At 45.6% G+C, this 17,146-nt stretch carries 16 protein-coding genes; 11 read left to right on the forward strand and 5 right to left on the reverse strand.

Going from position 1 to position 17,146, the window contains the following annotated elements:
• Positions 1-16 precede the first annotated feature (16 nt).
• Positions 17-256 (reverse strand): hypothetical protein, encoded by a 240-nt coding sequence (locus PGY05_RS16565; protein WP_021682886.1) that lies wholly within the window; start codon positions 254-256, stop codon positions 17-19.
• Here PGY05_RS16565 and PGY05_RS08450 point away from each other — a divergent pair.
• Entirely contained in the window at positions 230-427 is a 198-nt protein-coding gene (locus PGY05_RS08450) for a hypothetical protein (RefSeq protein WP_004612761.1), read from the forward strand. The two genes, PGY05_RS16565 and PGY05_RS08450, sit on opposite strands and share 27 nt — an antisense overlap.
• A complete protein-coding gene (locus PGY05_RS08455; RefSeq protein ID WP_270475673.1) occupies positions 428-2,098 on the forward strand; it encodes a recombinase family protein in 1,671 nt (556 codons plus the stop codon). It begins immediately after the preceding gene.
• 23 nt (positions 2,099-2,121) lie between these two features.
• Here PGY05_RS08455 and PGY05_RS08460 read toward each other — a convergent pair whose 3' ends face one another.
• From PGY05_RS08460 to PGY05_RS08475, 4 genes are all read right to left on the reverse strand, one after another.
• Positions 2,122-2,373, reverse strand: a complete 252-nt coding sequence (locus PGY05_RS08460; RefSeq protein WP_270247619.1) for a hypothetical protein — start codon at positions 2,371-2,373, stop codon at positions 2,122-2,124.
• Positions 2,374-2,635: 262 nt separating this feature from the next.
• On the reverse strand, positions 2,636-3,478 hold the full coding sequence (locus tag PGY05_RS08465; protein ID WP_055249501.1) for a D-amino acid aminotransferase: 843 nt from the start codon (positions 3,476-3,478) through the stop codon (positions 2,636-2,638).
• Positions 3,479-4,070: 592 nt separating this feature from the next.
• Positions 4,071-4,436 carry a hypothetical protein gene (locus PGY05_RS08470; RefSeq protein ID WP_055262371.1) on the reverse strand — a complete coding sequence of 122 codons (366 nt, stop codon included), beginning with the start codon at positions 4,434-4,436 and terminating at the stop codon, positions 4,071-4,073.
• A gap of 25 nt (positions 4,437-4,461) precedes the next feature.
• Complete coding sequence (locus PGY05_RS08475; RefSeq protein WP_270475674.1) at positions 4,462-4,872, reverse strand: hypothetical protein; 411 nt, start codon at positions 4,870-4,872, stop codon at positions 4,462-4,464.
• Positions 4,873-5,185: 313 nt separating this feature from the next.
• Here PGY05_RS08475 and PGY05_RS08480 point away from each other — a divergent pair, with 313 nt between their 5' ends.
• The 9 genes from PGY05_RS08480 (at position 5,186) to PGY05_RS08520 (ending at position 17,089) form a co-directional block, all read left to right on the forward strand.
• Positions 5,186-5,545 carry an ArsR/SmtB family transcription factor gene (locus PGY05_RS08480; protein WP_022220999.1) on the forward strand — a complete coding sequence of 120 codons (360 nt, stop codon included), beginning with the start codon at positions 5,186-5,188 and terminating at the stop codon, positions 5,543-5,545.
• 3 nt (positions 5,546-5,548) lie between these two features.
• Complete coding sequence (locus tag PGY05_RS08485; RefSeq protein WP_008372873.1) at positions 5,549-6,139, forward strand: tetratricopeptide repeat protein; 591 nt, start codon at positions 5,549-5,551, stop codon at positions 6,137-6,139.
• 60 nt (positions 6,140-6,199) lie between these two features.
• Positions 6,200-7,441 (forward strand): GTPase HflX, encoded by a 1,242-nt coding sequence (gene hflX, locus PGY05_RS08490; RefSeq protein WP_022220997.1) that lies wholly within the window; start codon positions 6,200-6,202, stop codon positions 7,439-7,441.
• Between the two features lie 3 nt (positions 7,442-7,444).
• On the forward strand, positions 7,445-10,798 hold the full coding sequence (addB, locus tag PGY05_RS08495) for a helicase-exonuclease AddAB subunit AddB (protein ID WP_270475675.1): 3,354 nt from the start codon (positions 7,445-7,447) through the stop codon (positions 10,796-10,798).
• On the forward strand, positions 10,789-14,433 hold the full coding sequence (gene addA, locus PGY05_RS08500; RefSeq protein WP_270475676.1) for a helicase-exonuclease AddAB subunit AddA: 3,645 nt from the start codon (positions 10,789-10,791) through the stop codon (positions 14,431-14,433). The genes addB and addA overlap by 10 nt, the downstream gene beginning before the upstream one ends.
• Positions 14,426-14,698, forward strand: coding sequence for a DUF1294 domain-containing protein (locus tag PGY05_RS08505; protein ID WP_270475677.1), 273 nt, complete (start codon positions 14,426-14,428; stop codon positions 14,696-14,698). Before addA ends, PGY05_RS08505 begins: the two co-directional genes overlap by 8 nt.
• Before the next feature lie 365 nt (positions 14,699-15,063).
• Positions 15,064-15,387, forward strand: coding sequence for a PadR family transcriptional regulator (locus tag PGY05_RS08510; protein WP_008372886.1), 324 nt, complete (start codon positions 15,064-15,066; stop codon positions 15,385-15,387).
• Complete coding sequence (locus tag PGY05_RS08515) at positions 15,384-16,223, forward strand: DUF1700 domain-containing protein (RefSeq protein ID WP_270475678.1); 840 nt, start codon at positions 15,384-15,386, stop codon at positions 16,221-16,223. Before PGY05_RS08510 ends, PGY05_RS08515 begins: the two co-directional genes overlap by 4 nt.
• Positions 16,220-17,089: a DUF4097 family beta strand repeat-containing protein gene (locus tag PGY05_RS08520; protein WP_270475679.1), complete on the forward strand. Its 870-nt coding sequence runs from the start codon at positions 16,220-16,222 to the stop codon at positions 17,087-17,089. The genes PGY05_RS08515 and PGY05_RS08520 overlap by 4 nt, the downstream gene beginning before the upstream one ends.
• Positions 17,090-17,146 lie beyond the last annotated feature (57 nt).

Below are 17,146 nucleotides of genomic sequence, written 5' to 3' on the forward strand. Positions count from 1 at the left end.
GTTGCACCCTCTGTTGCTATCCCGTTGCCGAGCCGGTTGCCGGGGAAAACCCCTTATTTCCGGGCTTTTCTCCCTTATAACAACCAAAACAACAGAAAAATAAAAGAAAAGTATAAATAGTAACCATCGCCAGATTGAGATTGTTTGCAAGGTCTTTTGAAGCCCGTTGCCGGACTTCGTTGCCGACACCCTCTGTCTGGCTATTTTCATGTATGGAGGATAACTGCCTATGGCAAAAAACAAAACAGAGATTCATGTGACCACTGTATTTGACGGGGAGCTGGACGCAACCGATGTGTTCGTCAGCCTGATTTCCCAGAAATACGGAAAGACAAATACGAAAGAATATCTTGCTAAAAAGAAAGATTTGAAGTATAATGAAGATGAGGTTCAAAAGAGCCAGATACCGTCTGGATTGTGTGGGTAAATGGCTATGATGAATGAAATGGAATACAGAACAATAGGTTCGGCACTTGCCAGGGGTTATCGTGCAGCGGTCTATTGCAGACTGTCAAAGGACGATGACCTGCAAGGCGAAAGTGCCAGTATCGCAAACCAGCGTGATATGCTGGAAAAATACTGCGAAAAGCAGGGATGGGAGGTTGTGGCAGTCTATCAGGACGATGGCTTCACAGGTCTTAATATGGAGCGTCCTGATTTACAGAGAATGTTGAGAGCCATTGAGCGCAGGCAAATCAACCTTGTCATCACGAAAGACCTCAGCCGACTGGGGCGTAACTATCTGCAAACCGGGCATTTGATTGAGGACTTTTTCCCAAGAAACGGTGTCCGCTATATTGCCATGAATGACGGTATCGACACCCTGCGGGATAACAACGACATCGCCCCGTTCAAGAATATCCTGAACGAGATGTACAGTAAGGATATTTCCAAGAAAGTCCATTCCTCTTATCTTCTGAAAGCGCAGAAAGGACAGTTTACCGGGTGTCTTGCCCCGTTTGGGTATCGGAAAGACCCGGAGGACAAAAACCATCTGCTCATTGACGAGGAAACCGCCCCGATTGTGCGGCTGATTTTCGGATATGCCCTAAACGGTCATGGTCCGAACTATATCCGCAGACGGCTGGAGGAAGAAAAAATCCCCTGCCCCACATGGTGGAACCGGGAACGGGGGCTTCGCAATACCCGTACCAAATGGGAAAAGAAAGACCCGGAAAATGGGCGGTATATGTGGGACTTCTCCGTTATCAAAGACCTTTTGATGAATCCCGTCTACACTGGGGCGATTGCTTCCCAGAAAAAGGACTACCGTTTCAAAATCGGCACGATTGGTGAAAAGAAGCCGGAGGACTGGATTGTGGTGGAGGGGCAGCATGAACCGCTGATTGACCGCATGAGCTTTGACATTGTGCAGAATAAGCTGATATCCCGCCAGCGTCCGGGGCAGACCAATGAAATCAGCCTGTTTGCCGGACTGATAAAATGCGGCGAGTGTGGGAAGTCGCTGACGGTACGCTACACAAACGCAAAACATCCCCAGCAGATTTATTCCTGCAAGACCTACAATGCCTTTGGAAAGAACCACTGCACCCAGCATCGGATTGACTATGACACCCTTTACAGCCATGTGCTGCGGAAAATCCGGGAATGTGCCAGAGCTGCCCTGATGGACGGGGAAGCGGTTGCCGACCGCCTGACCAATACCTGTGAAGCCGAGCAGCGGGAACAGCGGGAAGCAATGGAACGCTCCCTCACAAGGGACGAGGAACGGATTGAGGTTCTGGACAAAATGGTAATGCGGCTTTATGAGGATATGATTGCAGGGCGTATCAGTGAACAGAATTTCAACACCATGCTGGAAAAGACACAGACCGAGCAGACGGAGCTTAAAACAAAAGTGTCCGAGGGCAGAAAGCGGCTGTCCGATGAAGTCCAGCTTGCCAATGACGCAAAACAATGGGTGGAAGCCATTCAGGAATACGCCAACATCACAGAGCTGGACGCAGCTACCCTCAACCGCTTAATCAAAGAAATCGTCGTGCATGAGCGCATTGACGAAGATAAAACAAGACACATTTCTATCGAAATTCATTTTAATCTCAAACCCATCCCGGAGGTGGAACAGGTCACTGCCTGACCTGTCCCGCCGGGACGGTTCTCTTAAAAACACCATATAGATTTTTGTACGCCGCCGCCCGCCATCGAGCAGAGTTTTACACCTAATTGGGGATAAAACATTTCAACCCTGGTGGAAGATGAGCCTTGTGAAACGAGAAAGGAAATAAGTTTCTGGGCAGGGATTTTTTTGCTTCTCTTGAAATCGGAATCGGGATGGACAGCATACTGTGAAATATCAGAAACAATGTGTTCCACAGAAGAAAAAAACAGTTCTTTGATTTGTTGATGGATCATGATCATGTGCCTCCTTGAGAAAGTGATATACCACTAATTCAAGGGCCGCTCTCGCTACCTCAACAAATTTATCAGTAGCGAGAGCGACCGCACATTTTGCACCCTATGTCAACCCTTTGGGTAGCTTTTTTGAAAAAATTTGGGTTAGACCCACAATTAGGGGCTAACCCTGTAACTTAACTAAATGACATTGGGTACTGAACAGTTACGGATAAAAATGGGGGGCTGTCGCATTAGCTAATGCGACAGCCCTTCTGATCATTTACATGGTCTCATTTTCAAATTTTTCTGTATACTTTTTCTGGATCAAATCCACTAACTCCGGTGCCTTTCCTCCGATCGGGGTGCCGTTCATCTCGCAGACCGGGGAGCAGAATTTTGTGGAGCTGGAGACGATGATCTCGTCGGCATCCATCAGCTCTGCCATGGTAAAAGGTGTCTCGTCGACGATGATCCCGTTATCCTTGCAGATCTGGATGATGTGCATTCTTGTGATTCCCGGTAAAATATAGTGGTCTGTCGGGTGGGTCTTAAATACGCCGTCCTTGATGATGGAAACGTTGCTGTGGGCACACTCGGTGACGATATCACCGCGGTGGAAGACGCACTCGCCGCATCCGAGAGACTCCGCTTTCTCTGCCGCCATGACGTTGACGAGAAGGTTTAATGTCTTGATATTGCAGTGGAGGAAACGGGTGTCTTCCATGTCTGTAAGTTTCAGACGTTTGCTGGAGTCAGCCGATTTCCCAGGCTTCATGAAAATCCAGAGATTCGGCTTTGTGCCTGCAGCTGGGAACTGGTGCTGACGGATGCCGGTTCCCCGGGTCATCTGCCAGTAGATGAAGATATCCTTATCGTCCATTTTTGCCAGCATATCGTAGAGGATCGCCGCAAGCTCGTCCTTTGTGTAAGGGATATCGATCTTAATGAGTCCGGCGCTGTTGAAGAAACGGTCCAGGTGCTCTTTTAAAGCGAAGATCTTTCCGTTTCTCGCCAGTGTCGCCTCGTACACACCATCACCGAAATAACATGCGCGGTCGTTCATCGGAACGGTCATCTCTTCCAGAGGTCCGAATTTACCGTTGTAGTAGCCAAGTGTTTTCATTTACATTTCCTCCTGAATTTACGAAAAATTTTTTCGGATATAACTGAAATATTCTATCGCTATCATAGCATGGAACAGGAGGAAAGTAAAGGAAAGAGGAAGGATTTTAGCTAATGTTTTTGGATATATTGTATAAAAGGTCCTATATTTTCCCATTGTCATATGTAAAAATTTTCTGTATTATATAGAATAATTATAACTGTTCAGTAGGTCTGCGCATTTACTGCGCTGACCGTAAGAAAAATTAGGCTGGAAGGCAAAAATCCTATCGGAGCAGCTGATTTGGAATGGATTTTTGCGCGTAATTGTGAGGGTACTGAACCAATGTCATTTAGTTAACGTTTAATAGGGAGCGAATTCTTACAGAACAAATTACAGATGGGCCTTAGTGGAACAGTTTTACAGATATGTTTACGATTTACTCATGAAGGAAAGCACGACAAAAAGACAGATTGCAAATCTGCCTCAAAACGGATTATAATGATGCAAGTAGCCTTGCCCATATTTCCTGTTTCACGTATTCGGGTTTATATGCATGGAAATTACTCAGCCCAATGGTATATTTCAGTTTCCTGAATGAGGATTCAATGTTTCATCTGGCATTGTACAAGGTTTTGATACGTTCCACAGGGAATTCATCACGTGGCAGATTGGTCACGATGCACTCGTATGTAGAAGTGCTGATAGGGAAGCGTAGAATACGGAAGGACAGCTCATATGTATCATAACTTCCATATTCAATGTAATCGAAAGCAGCTGCCTGATCAACAAAGCGTATGTAACCTTCTGTGTGGATGTCTGCCAAAACTTTTTTCGAATGGCTCCGGACCAGTATGACGCTGACATCAATATCGAAGGATTCCGCATCTGGAAAATTAAAATTGCCGACCAGTCCTTTGGAATGGATATCCTTGGTACGGAACAGGAAATACTGTCCCTGTTCCACAACATGTGCCATGTTATTATAAGAGCAATAGTGCCGGTCAACAGTAGTAGTCTGGTGATGAGAAAGCCGGAGTGCTGAAAAAAGTGCAGGTAGAGCCATCGGCAGCCAGGAAACGGTAATGCGAATCCATAAAGGAAGCGGGCGGCAATTCCATGGAAGTGGAATTAAAGTGCCGGAATACAGCTTCCAGCGCATCAGGTTTAAGCTTTGCGCGCTGCTGGCTGAGAGCAGAATCGGTTGGTATGGAAGAATCCAGTCCCCAGAAATCAAGCATTTCAACCCTGGTGGAAGATGAGCCTTGTGAAACGAGAAAGGAAATAAGTTTCTGGGCAGGGATTTTTTTGCTTCTCTTGAAATCGGAATCGGGATGGACAGCATACTGTGAAATATCAGAAACAATGTGTTCCACAGAAGAAAAAAACAGTTCTTTGATTTGTTGATGGATCATGATCATGTGCCTCCTTGAGAAAGTGATATACCACTAATTCAAGGGCCGCTCTCGCTACCTCAACAAATTTATCAGTAGCGAGAGCGACCGCACATTTTGCACCCTATGTCAACCCTTTGGGTAGCTTTTTTGAAAAAATTTGGGTTAGACCCACAATTAGGGGCTAACCCTGTAACTTAACTAAATGACATTGGGGAGTGAACAGTAACTTCTTTTTTACTTTGCATGCCGGAATCAATGGAAACAGTTGACCGTAAAGAGATCATTTGGCATAATAGATATATGAATACTTGTTCATATGAAAGGGGTAACTATGAAAAAGACAGAAGTAGAATGTTGTGATACATTTTGTATACACGAAGAACTTGTACATAAGGCAGAGGGGCATATACCGGATGAAGAGGTTTTGAAGGATCTTGCTGATTTTTTCAAGGTATTTGCAGATACCACGCGGATCCGGATTTTATGTGTTCTTTTTCAGTCTGAGATGTGTGTTTGTGATCTGGCGGAAGTTCTTGGAATGACGCAGTCCGCGATTTCCCATCAGCTCCGGATGCTCAAGCAGATGAAGCTTGTGAAGAACAGACGGGAAGGAAAAACGGTGTTCTATTCCCTTGCTGATGATCATATCCAGACCATCATGAACCAGGGAATGGAGCATATTCTGGAATAACAGATGATATATCAATATAGAAGGAAGGAAACGATAACAGTGACAGCAGGAAGAAAGAAAAAGGTAATCATAGGGATCCTTGTAGCACTTTGTATGACAGTAACGGGATGTGCTGGTTCTGTAAAAAAAGGAACGAAGTATCTGGAAGAAAAAGACTATAAAAATGCAGAGGTGGAATTCCAGGATGCGGTAGACAAAAAGAAGAATCTGGGAGAGGCTTATCGCGGACTCGGACTCTGCTACTGGGAACAGAAAAAGTATGAAAAGGCAGAGAAGGCGTTGGAAAAAGCATTGAAGAATGGAACGGAAGAGACAGCAACTCTTTATAATATTCTGGGAATCTGCGATCTGGAACTGGATAAACCGGAAAAGGCAGTGTATTATTTCGAAAATGGGCAGGAGCTTTCAGGCGCAGGAAAAGAGCTGCTAAAAGAAATGGCATATAATCTGGTAGTCGCCTATGAAAAAGCAGGGGATTACCAGTCTGCAAAAGAGAAGCTGGACAGTTATCTGAAAGCAAATCCAGATGACAAAAAAGCGCTGAAAGAGCAGGAATTTTTAAATACACAGATTTCGGAAGGAGATCAGCAGTAGAGCGGATCGGATGAGCAGATCTGATCCGGGACGGAAAGAAATCTGGCAGGGGAGAATAATATGGCACTTTATGAAATAAAAGAAGAAAAGGAAAGGGTAATTCTGGTCGGTGTCAGTACAAGGGAGAACGATGACACGGAAGATTCTCTGGATGAGTTAAAGGATCTGGTGAAGACCGCAGGTGCGGAAGCGGTCGGACGGGTAATCCAGAAAAGAGAGCTTGTCCATCCGGGAACTTATGTCGGAAAAGGCAAGATTGAGGAAATCCGGGAGCTTTTGTGGGAGCTTGACGCAACCGGGATCGTCTGTGATGATGAGCTGTCTCCGGCACAGATGAACAATCTGACGGATATTCTGGATGTGAAGGTAATGGACCGGACGATGGTCATTCTGGATATTTTTGCAGGACGGGCTTCTACAAGTGAAGGAAAGATCCAGGTAGAACTGGCACAGCTTAAGTACCGGCAGTCACAGCTTACTGGGGCAGGAAGGGCGATGTCACGTCTGGGAGGTGGAATCGGAACCAGAGGACCGGGAGAAAAGAAGCTGGAGATGGACCGGAGACTCATCAAGAACCGGATCGCACAGCTGAACCGTGAACTCAGGGAGGTGAAGAGACACCGGGAACTGACACGCGAACAGCGGACGAAGAACCGGATCCCGGTCGTGGCAATTGTCGGTTATACCAATGCCGGAAAGTCCACGCTTCTCAACACACTGACCGGAGCCGGTGTGCTGCAGGAGGATCAGCTTTTTGCAACTCTTGATCCGACGACAAGAAGCCGGAAGCTGCCAAGTGGGCAGGAGATTCTTCTGACAGATACGGTAGGCTTTATCCGGAAGTTGCCTCATCATCTGATCGATGCATTTAAAAGTACGCTGGAAGAAGCGAAGTATGCGGATCTGATCCTGCATGTAGTCGATGCATCCAATCCACAGATGGATGAGCAGATGTATGTGGTGTATGAGACACTGCAGCGTCTGGAGGCAATGGACAAACCGGTGGTCACGGCATTTAACAAGATGGACAGGATCGGGGAAAGCCTGACGGTACGTGACTTTAAGGCAGACCGGATCGTACAGGTGTCTGCAAAGACCGGAGAAGGTCTGGAGGCGCTTCTTCAGGCAATAGAAGAGATCCTGCGGGAGCAGAAAATTTATATCGAACGAGTTTATTCCTATCAGGAATCCGGGAAAATCCAGCTCATCCGGAAGTATGGAGAACTGCTGGAGGAAGAATACAAAGAAGATGGAATCCATGTATCTGCATACGTGCCGAAAGAGCTTGACGGGAGGGTATAACAGATGGCTTTACAGTTTATTTTTGGAAATCCGGGTTCGGGCAAGTCACATTATCTATATGAACATATCATTCGGGAATCAATGAAACATCCTGATATTAATTATATTATTCTGGTGCCGGAACAGTTCACGATGCAGACGCAGAAGGAACTGGTCCTGCGGCATCCGAGACATGGAATTATGAACATAGACGTGCTGAGTTTTGCACGTCTTGCTTTTCGTGTTCTGGAAGAAACAGGGAATGGAAGCAGGGAGATTCTGGATGATGAAGGAAAGAATCTGATTCTCAGGCGACTCGCGGGGAAAAAAGAAGATTCGCTAAAGGTTTTAAAAGGAAATATCAAAAAGCCAGGTTACATCAGTGAGGTGAAATCCGTTATTTCCGAGCTGACGCAGTACAACATTTCCCCGGATGGCATGGATGATATGATCACGGAGGCAGATGAGTCTTCGTATCTTGCCTGGAAATTGAAGGATATCCAGGTGATGTATCAGGCATTTGAAGAATATCTTGCAGATAAATATATTACAAAAGAAGAAATTCTGGACATTCTCTGCAATGTGATGGACAAATCGAGAATGCTGAAGGACAGTGTGATCGCGCTGGATGGGTTTACCGGATTTACGCCGCTTCAGAACAAGGTACTGGGGGAAATGCTGCATCATTGTCAGAAGGTGATGATTACTGTCACGATGGATAAGAGGGAAGATCCTTACGTGATGAAAGACAAGTATCAGCTGTTTGCGCTGAGTAAGCAGATGGTGACGTCTCTTGTGAAGATTGCAGGGGAGGAAAAGGTGCTGGTCGAAGAGCCGGTCTGTCTGTACCAGGAGCCGGTCTGGCGTTTTAGAAATGCGCCGGCACTTGCATTTCTGGAGAAGGAACTGTTCCGTTACAGTGGCAGGACTTACAGGGAAAAGCAGTCAAATGTGCGGGTTTATGCAGCGGCAAATCCCAGGATGGAAGTAGAATGCGCTGCCCAGAGGATACGTTTTTTAATTCGTAAGAAAGAATATCGTTACCGGGAGATCGCGGTGATCGCAAGTGACATGAATCTCTATGCGGATGAGATCGAGAAGACTTTCCGGGAGTATGAGATTCCGGTTTTCATGGATTATAAGCGGAATGTACTTTTAAATTCTTTTGTGGAGTATATCCGGAGTCTTCTTGCGATGGCAGAACAGAATTTTTCTGCAGAAAGTGTGTTCCGTTTCTTAAGAACGGATCTGGTCGGATTTACCGGTGAGGAATTGGATCTTCTGGAAAATTATGTACTTGCGCTGGGCATCCGTGGTTACAAAAAATGGCAGGAAAAATGGATCCGCAGAGCGAAGGATACGACCGAGGAAGAGTTGGAGGTACTGAATCATCTCCGGGTATGCTTTGTGGAAAAAACAGAAGATCTGGTGTTTGTCTTAAAGCAGCGTCAGAAGACAGTGCGGGATGTGACGCTTGCAATCTGTGAATTTCTGGAAAAAGAAGAAATCCAGAAGCAGGTAAAAGTATTGGAGAATCAATTTACAGAAGCAGGAGAGCTTGCACTTGCAAAAGAATATGCACAGATCTATCGTGTGGTGATGGAGCTGTTTGACAAGTTTGTAAGTCTTCTTGGAGATGAGCGGATTGCGCTCAAAGAGTACAGGGAGCTTCTGGATGCCGGAATGGAAGAGGCAAGGATCGGTGTAATTCCGCCAAGTCTGGATGAAGTGATGGCAGGAGATATTGAGCGAACGAGACTGAAAGATATCCGGGCGCTGATTCTTCTGGGAGTCAATGATTCTCTGATTCCGGGAAATGCATCCGCAGGTGGACTGATTTCAGACAGAGACCGGGAGCGTTTTGAAGAAAGAGGAATTGCGCTTGCACCGGGAACAAGAGAAAAAAGTTACATCCAGAAATTTTATCTGTATCTGCACATGACAAAGCCGACGGAAGAATTGATGCTGACCTACAGTAAAGTATCGGCCGATGGAAAGAGCAGGAGGGCGGCATATCTGATCGGGGATCTGAAGCGGATGTATACAAAGCTTCCTGTATTTAATATGGATCAGTATGGGATGGAGACAAAAGAAATGCTTCCACAGACCGGGATCGGGTCATTGATCGAAGGATTACAGAACCCGAAAAAGATGGAGGAAGGCAGCTGGCAGGAGCTGTACCGTTGGTATTGTGCGCAGGAGGACTGGAGCGAAAAGGTGCACGATCTGGCAAGGATCAGCAGATACCGCAGGCCGGAGGACGATCTGACTTTGCAGACCGCACGGAAGCTTTATGGAGACTGGGCACCAAGCATTTCAAGACTGGAGAAATTTGCTGCCTGTGCCTGTGCGCATTTTCTGACCTATGGACTTCGCCTTAAGGAGAGAGAGGTCTATGAATTTGCTGCTCTTGATTTTGGAAATATTTTTCATAAAGCACTGGAAAAATATGCCCGACGGGTAGAACGGGAAGGCCTGGAATGGACTGAGGTTACAAAGGAGCAGCAGGAACAGTTTGCGTCGGAAAGCGTGGATGAGAGTATCGTAGATTACAGCAATACCGTAATCTACAGCAGTGCGCGGAACGCGTATATCGTGCCACGTATGAAACGTATGATGAACCGGACGGTCTGGGCGATGACAAAGCAGCTTCGGAAGGGAAGCTTTAAACCGGAGGGCTATGAGGTAAGCTTTGGAAGCGGAAAGATTGACAGGATCGATACATGTGAGACGGAAGATCAGGTCTATGTGAAGATCCTGGATTATAAAACCGGGGCGAAGAGTTTTGATATGGCAGCTTTTTATCATGGTCTGCAGATGCAGTTGGTGGTGTATATGGAAGAAGCAGTCCGGCTGGAGGAAAGAAAACATCCGGGTAAAAAGATTGTGCCGGCAGGCATTTTCTACTATCGGATGAAGGATCCGATCGTCGGGAAAGAGCTGGATGAAGAAAAACTGGAAGAGGCAATTTTAAAGGAGCTTCGGCTGGATGGAATCATCCGTCAGGAGGATGCCGTGATTCAGAGACTGGATGCGGATTTTTCGGGGAATTCGCTTGTGATTCCGGCAGGAAAGACGAAAAGCGGCTATTCCAAAGCATCCAAAATGCTTCTGCCGGAAGAGTTTGATGCAGTGCTGACTTATGCACAGAAAAGACGGACTGATCTTCAGGGAGCAATGTACCGCGGAAAGGCGGAGGCACTGCCGTATGAGATGGGTACACAAAATGGCTGTACGTATTGCCCATACCGGGATATCTGCGGATTTGATGAGCAGATCGAAGGATATGAATACCGGAAGCTTGAGAAGCTTCCGAAGGAAATTGTAATGGAGAAAATTATGGCGAAGCTGGAAGAGGAGAAGCAGACATGGGAGTAAAATGGACCGAAGAACAGCAGCAGGTGATCGACCTGCGTGATCATAATATTCTGGTGTCAGCAGCCGCTGGTTCCGGGAAAACTGCTGTTCTGGTGGAGCGGATTATTGCGAGACTGACAAGGGATGCAAATCCGGTGGATGTCGACCATATGCTGATCGTGACCTACACTGAGGCGGCGGCGGCTGAGATGAAAGAAAGGATCGGTGCTGCGATTGAGAAGGAGCTGGAGGAGGATCCGTCAAGTGAACATCTGAAGCGGCAGTCTGCCCTGATCCATACAGCAAAGATTACAACGATCCACAGCTTCTGCCTGTCTGTGATCCGGGAGTATTTTCACACGATCGATCTGGATCCGGGATTCCGTATTGCGGAAGAAGGAGAATTAAAGCTTTTGAAGCAGGACGTGATGAAAGAGCTTCTGGAAGCAAAATATGAAGAAGGAAACGAGGATTTCCTGCGTTTTGTGGAGACTTTTGCAACCGGAAGGGAAGATCTGCAGGTGGAAGAAATCATCAGCAGACTGTATGAATTTGCCGGAAGTTATCCGGATCCGGAGGAGTGGCTGGATGACTGTGCAAGGATGTACGAAGAGAGCGGGGAAAAAGCCATTTATATTGAAAAGGTGATGGAGTATATCCGGAGAACAGTTGCGGATATGCAGATGCTGATGGAAAAAGCGGACCAGATCTGCATGGAACCGGACGGACCGTATATGTATGGAGATATGCTGGAAGCGGATCAGAAAGTTCTGAGAAAGCTTTTTGCGGCAAAGAGCTATGAAGAAATGTATGAGGCACTGAAAGAAAAGCCAGCATGGAAAACTTTGTCCAGAAAGAAAGATGACGCAGTAGATCCGACAAAAAGAGAGCAGGTAAGAGCCTATCGGGATACCTGGAAGAAACTTATCGATGACATTCGAAACAATTATTTTTTTCAGCCGCCATCTGAGATGGAAGCAGACCGGAAAATCTGCATTCCGGTGATGCATGAGTTGGTCAGTCTGGTAAAAGAATACCAGAGGGTACTTGCAGCTAAGAAGGCAGAAAAAAATCTGATCGATTTCCGGGATATGGAACAGTTTGCCTTGCAGATCCTGACAAGAAAAGAAAACGGAAAAAGAGTGCCTTCTGAGGTAGCCAAGGAGTATCAGAATACATTTGAGGAAGTAATGATCGATGAATATCAGGACAGTAACCTGATCCAGGAGGCGATCCTGACCAGTGTGTCCCGGATCAGCAGAGGGGAAAATAATCTCTTCATGGTAGGAGATGTGAAGCAGAGTATTTACCGTTTCCGCTTGTCAAGGCCGGAGCTTTTCATGGAAAAATTCAATACCTACAGTCTGACGGCCGGAGGAAACAGGCGAATCGATCTGCACAAAAATTTCCGAAGCCGTGCAGAAGTGCTGGATGCGGTAAACTTCATTTTCCGACAGATCATGACTGAAGAGCTTGGAAGGATCACATACGATGAGAATGCTGCACTTTATGTGGGAGCTTCTTACCCGGAATCCGAAAAGAATGAAACAGAAATCCTTCTTCTGGATACAAAAAGTGAGGAAGAGGATACCGGGCTTTCTGTGCGAAGCGGAAGCCAGACGGCAAAAGAGCTGGAAGTCCGTCTGATCGCACAAAGAATCGGAGAGCTGATGGAAAGTCAGCAGATTGTAGATAAAGAAACGGGAATGTTGCGACCGGTACGCTATCAGGATATTGTAATCTTGACAAGAAGCCCTGCAGGATGGACCGATACTGTTACACGAATTTTGCAGGAGGAGGGATTACCGGTTCTGGCTGAATCAGCAGATGGGTATTTTGAAACTCTGGAAATTGGATGGATGATGGATTATCTGCGTGTACTTGACAATTTTCGTCAGGACATTCCACTCGTTGCGGTGCTGAAATCTCCGTTTGGAAGAATGACAAATGAGGAACTGGCACAGATCAGAGAATTGAATGCAGAAGTACCATTTTATCAGAATGTACTGGAAACAGCGGATCCGGAAAAAAAGACAGATCTTCCGGCGGGCATTCTGAAAAAAGTGCGCGATGTATTTGGATGGCTCTTTTATTTCCGGGAGCGGATACCGTACACGGCAATCCATGATCTCCTGTGGGAGATCATGAAAAAGACAGGATACCGGGATTATATCGCGGCAATGCCAGGAGGAAAAGGAAGGCGCGCGAATCTTGATATGCTGATCACCAGGGCAAAGGCATTTGAGGCAACCAGCTATAAGGGACTGTATCATTTTGTCCGTTATATTGATCAGCTCAAGAAATATAATGTAGACTTTGGGGAAGCCGGGCTTTACGATGAGCAGACGGATGCAGTTCGTCTGATGAGTATCCATAAGAGTAAAGGACTGGAATTCCCGGTTGTGATCGTGACCGGAATGGGAAAGAGGTTCAACATTCAGGATACCACGGCAAGCGTTGTGATCCATCCGGATCTGGGGCTTGGAATCGATGCGATCGATCTGGAGCGGCGAACCAAATCTCCGACGCTATTAAAGAAAGTTATTCAAAATGAAATCGGTCTGGAAAATCTTGGTGAGGAGCTTCGTGTGCTTTATGTAGCACTTACACGTGCAAAGGAAAAGCTGATTCTTACCGGAACGGTTCCACATGCGGCAGACAAACTGGAAGCCTGTCAGCTGGAACAGGAAAACAGTCAGAAAGAAACACTGGACTTTACAAAACTTGCACGTGCAACGTCTTATTATGACTGGATCCTTCCGGCGGCAGTGCGTAAAACAGAAGAAGTTCCAATCGAATTAAAAGTGATTGGTGTTGATACGCTTGTAGAAGGTGAAGTGGATAAGGAAGCAGCAGATTATCTGGAAAAAGAGGTGTTCCTTGAAAAAATTGAAGCAGAAGAACATCCGATGGCTGTGACGGATGAACGTTTTCGGGCAAAAATCGAGGAAGCATTTTCCTACAGATATCCGTATCAGGGTGAAGATCAGATGAAAATGAAGTACACCGTGTCAGAGCTGAAAAAATATGCGGCAGCTTCGGAAGAAGAAGATGGAGAAATACTGATTCCGGAAGAGGAGATTGTTCCAATCCTTCCGAATTTTATGAAAGAGGAAGAAGAGGTAAAAGGAGCAACAAAAGGAACAGCTTATCATAAAGTAATGGAGCTTCTTGATTTTACGAAAATATATACGATGGATTTACTGCGGGAAAACATAGAGAATCTGAAAAACGAAGGATACCTGGATGCGGGAACAGCCGGGTGTATTCAAAAAAAAGAAATTATGGAGTTTCTTAATACGAATGTGGGAAAAAGAATGCAAAATGCAGCCAGGGCAAAAACACTTTACCGCGAGCAGCCGTTTGTTCTCGGTGTAGATGCAAAAGAATTTTATCCGGATCAGAAAAAGGGTGAAATGGTACTGATCCAGGGAATTATTGATGCTTACTTTGAAGAAGACGGAGAAATCATCGTACTCGATTATAAAACCGACCGTGTACAAACCGAAGCCGAACTAAAAGACCGCTACCAAGAACAGCTCCGCCTTTACACAAAAGCCCTCGAACAGATCACCCGGAAAAAAGTAAAAGAACAGATCATCTACTCCTTCACCCTTTGCAAAGAAATCCACCTGGAGGGCTACAAAAATGATTAAAATAATACTCCTGGCATACCTGCTATTGATCAACATCATCATCTACTTCACCTACGCCGCCGATAAAACCAAAGCCCGCCAAAACAAATGGCGAATCCCCGAACGCACCCTCATCCTCCTGGCCCTTCTGGGCGGCTCCCCAGCCGCCCTCCTCGCCATGAAACACTACCACCACAAAACCCGCCACCTGAAATTCAAATTAGGAATCCCTATTATTCTAATCATTCAAATAGTAATTACATATTTTCTTTACCCCCATATTTAAAATATTTGATCCCCCAGCACAGTCGCCTTACAGGCGCTGTGCGTCTCCTTTATCCAAAACATAATACCAAACGAAACTATCCACCCAGGGGCGCTGCGCCTCTTTATATAACTTCCCTTCTCCAAATTTTGCAGTCGACCCGTCCCCCCCCTTTCACAATCCTTCAAATTTCGCCCCGTGGGAAGCGGTGGACTTTATTTCTATCCGCAAGCTGTCACAACCTCCCTCCCACCATCCGTCTCCCACCCATTTCTTTAGGAAATCTTCAGAAAGTCTTATACAATATTACATTGACTTACTATATTATATAACGTATAATATGCTTAACAAAACAATATAACAAACAATAAAAGGATGTGAATCATATGGTATTTAACACCGGAGCTGCCCTCCTTGATGCAATCGTGCTTGCCGTTGTATCACGGGAACAGGAAGGAACCTATGGATATAAGATCACACAGGATGTCCGGAGAGTTCTGGATGTATCGGAATCAACGATGTACCCGGTACTCAGAAGACTTCAGAAAGATGAATGCCTGGAAGTCTACGATATGCAGTTTGACGGAAGAAACCGCAGATACTATAAAGTTACAGAAAAAGGAATGGCACAGCTTAATTTGTATAAAGTCGAATGGAAGAACTACACAAGGAAGATTACAGAGATGTTCGAGGGAGGTGCAGCCGAATGAGCCGTACAGAGTATATGAGGGAATTAGATGCACTGCTTCAAGGAATTTCGAAAGAAGAAAGAGAAGAAGCAATGCAGTATTACAACGATTATTTTGATGATGCCGGAAGCGAGAATGAAGAAAAGGTAATCGAAGAGCTGGGAAGTCCTGCAAAGCTTGCAGATACGATTCGTTCCGGGGTAAATGGCAATACCGATGAGGCGGAAAGTTATGGAGAGTACGGAGAGAGAGGATATCAGGACAGACGTTTTGATACCAGTGAGTATCCGGCGGGAAAAGATGGCTATTATAAAGACAGCTATTCGGAGACATGTGGAGAAAGCCAGTCACAGAATGACAGGAATCCATTTTCAGAAAGACAGTATTCTTATACAGCCAATTCTAATCAGGGATATACATATGCGGGAAATCAGGGATATGGTGCGGGTCAGACGACAGAAATGCCGCGGAAGAGATCTAGTGCCGGCAAGATCATTTTGATCATCTGTATCCTTTTGATTGGGCTTCCAATTGTAGTTCCGACAGCACTTGGTCTTCTTTTGGCGGCATTTGGAGTTCTGGTCGTACTTGCAATATCAGCAATAGCAATCTGGGTGGCAGCAGTTGCAACCGCAGCCGTAGGGATTCTGTTGGGGATTCACGGATTTGGTCAGCTGTTTTATTCCCCGGTTCTTGGAATTGGAATGCTTGGTGTCGGCTGCCTGCTGCTGGCACTTGGGGCAGTATTTACAGTATTGATCGGATGGGGATGCATCAAACTGATTCCAATGATGTTCCGTGGTCTTGTAAATCTTTGTCGCAGACCATTTCAGAAAAAGAGAGGTGAATGCAGATGAAAAAAGGATGGAAGATTTTCTGGACAGTTATTATAAGCCTGACAGGGGCAGGAGTTGTATTTTGTATCATTGCGTTATGCCTTGGAGTCACATTTTCACAGTTTGAAAAAGCATATCCGAATGGAATTGGTATTATAAGAAAGAATTACGTTTCTTTCGAGGAAGATTGGGATGATGACGACGATGATGAGCCGGAAGAGACAGAAAATGTTGTATCAGGGGAGACATTTTCGAACGTAGAGAATCTGAAGCTTGATATCGGTGCAAGTGAGGTACAGATCAAGACGGGGACGGATGATAAGATCCATGTGGATGATTCCAGGATGAAAACGGAAGATGCAGTGCAGAAAAGACTGTCCGATGACAGGAAAACCCTGGAAATAACAACGAAAATGCGCAGCAGTTTCGATTTCAAAAATGTGAGAAACGTAAAGGGAATACTTGTGATCTATCTTCCAAGAGATTACAAGTTCGATCAGGTGGACATGGAATATGGTGCAGTAACAGCAGAGATCGATGGACTAAATGCGAAAAGCCTTAAGATTGAAAGCGGGGCATCAGGCTGTACAATAAAAAATGCAGATATAGAGGAGTTAGATGTAGAAACAGGTGCCGGAAGTCTGGATTTTTATGGAACAGTGGAAAAAGAAGTGGACATTGACTGTGGTGCTGGAAGCGTCACACTGAATCTGGAAGGAAAAGTGGAGGATTATAATTATGAACTGGATAGTAGTGCCGGTTCGATAGAAATTGGAGAAGATATAGATCTTGGCGGCTTAAGCACAGAGAAGTCAATCGATAATGGCAGTAAACGCACGATTGAGATATCGAACGGAGCAGGCAGCGTGGAGATCCGTTTCCATTAGAATTAACATAGACAGAAAAATCTATCAGATGAAACACATATATAATAGAAGAAACAC

Source organism: Coprococcus sp. AF51-11b1, assembly GCF_027682785.1.
Lineage (GTDB): Bacteria > Bacillota > Clostridia > Lachnospirales > Lachnospiraceae > Allocoprococcus > Allocoprococcus comes.

What these genes read in the sequence shown, in the direction of transcription:
- PGY05_RS08485 (WP_008372873.1), top strand. Translation starts at nt 5,549, where the DNA reads ATGATATATCAATATAGAAGGAAGGAAACGATAACAGTGACAGCAGGA.
- PGY05_RS08465 (WP_055249501.1), bottom strand. Translation starts at nt 3,478, where the DNA reads ATGAAAACACTTGGCTACTACAACGGTAAATTCGGACCTCTGGAAGAG.
- PGY05_RS08450 (WP_004612761.1), top strand. Translation starts at nt 230, where the DNA reads ATGGCAAAAAACAAAACAGAGATTCATGTGACCACTGTATTTGACGGG.
- PGY05_RS08460 (WP_270247619.1), bottom strand. Translation starts at nt 2,373, where the DNA reads ATGATCCATCAACAAATCAAAGAACTGTTTTTTTCTTCTGTGGAACAC.
- PGY05_RS08510 (WP_008372886.1), top strand. Translation starts at nt 15,064, where the DNA reads ATGGTATTTAACACCGGAGCTGCCCTCCTTGATGCAATCGTGCTTGCC.
- PGY05_RS08505 (WP_270475677.1), top strand. Translation starts at nt 14,426, where the DNA reads ATGATTAAAATAATACTCCTGGCATACCTGCTATTGATCAACATCATC.
- hflX (WP_022220997.1), top strand. Translation starts at nt 6,200, where the DNA reads ATGGCACTTTATGAAATAAAAGAAGAAAAGGAAAGGGTAATTCTGGTC.
- PGY05_RS08455 (WP_270475673.1), top strand. Translation starts at nt 428, where the DNA reads ATGGCTATGATGAATGAAATGGAATACAGAACAATAGGTTCGGCACTT.
- PGY05_RS08515 (WP_270475678.1), top strand. Translation starts at nt 15,384, where the DNA reads ATGAGCCGTACAGAGTATATGAGGGAATTAGATGCACTGCTTCAAGGA.
- PGY05_RS16565 (WP_021682886.1), bottom strand. Translation starts at nt 256, where the DNA reads ATGAATCTCTGTTTTGTTTTTTGCCATAGGCAGTTATCCTCCATACAT.
- PGY05_RS08520 (WP_270475679.1), top strand. Translation starts at nt 16,220, where the DNA reads ATGAAAAAAGGATGGAAGATTTTCTGGACAGTTATTATAAGCCTGACA.
- PGY05_RS08475 (WP_270475674.1), bottom strand. Translation starts at nt 4,872, where the DNA reads ATGATCCATCAACAAATCAAAGAACTGTTTTTTTCTTCTGTGGAACAC.
- addB (WP_270475675.1), top strand. Translation starts at nt 7,445, where the DNA reads ATGGCTTTACAGTTTATTTTTGGAAATCCGGGTTCGGGCAAGTCACAT.
- PGY05_RS08470 (WP_055262371.1), bottom strand. Translation starts at nt 4,436, where the DNA reads ATGGCACATGTTGTGGAACAGGGACAGTATTTCCTGTTCCGTACCAAG.
- addA (WP_270475676.1), top strand. Translation starts at nt 10,789, where the DNA reads ATGGGAGTAAAATGGACCGAAGAACAGCAGCAGGTGATCGACCTGCGT.
- PGY05_RS08480 (WP_022220999.1), top strand. Translation starts at nt 5,186, where the DNA reads ATGAAAAAGACAGAAGTAGAATGTTGTGATACATTTTGTATACACGAA.